Annotated in this window: 1 pseudogene; it reads left to right on the top strand. The window is 37.3% G+C overall.

Going from position 1 to position 255, the window contains the following annotated elements:
- Window positions 1–255, top strand: a pseudogene (locus TEPIDINF_RS15295) (IS110 family RNA-guided transposase); the annotation flags it as partial.

The raw sequence follows: 255 nt of genomic DNA, 5'->3' as shown, positions 1-255 counted from the left end.
AAGAACTAGAGCCTGAACAAATTACCCAAATGTCCATGGAAGAACTCATTCAATTTCTTCAAGAGAAGGGAAAAAATCGCTTCGAAAATCCGGAAGAAATTGCAAAGTATCTTCAAAAACTTGCTCGTTCATCATATCGTCTAAATAAAGCAATGGCCGATCCAGTCAACATTTCACTTTCCGTTTCTTTAAGTGTAATTAGACATATGGAATCCGAAGTGAAACGGCTTGATCGTGAAATTGCCAAACTCATGA

Origin of the sequence: Tepidibacillus infernus (assembly GCF_048898065.1) — a bacterium.
GTDB lineage: Bacteria > Bacillota > Bacilli > Tepidibacillales > Tepidibacillaceae > Tepidibacillus_B > Tepidibacillus_B infernus.
The sequence above is the reverse complement of the archived record's forward strand: the minus strand, read 5'-3'. Positions and strand labels throughout refer to the sequence as shown.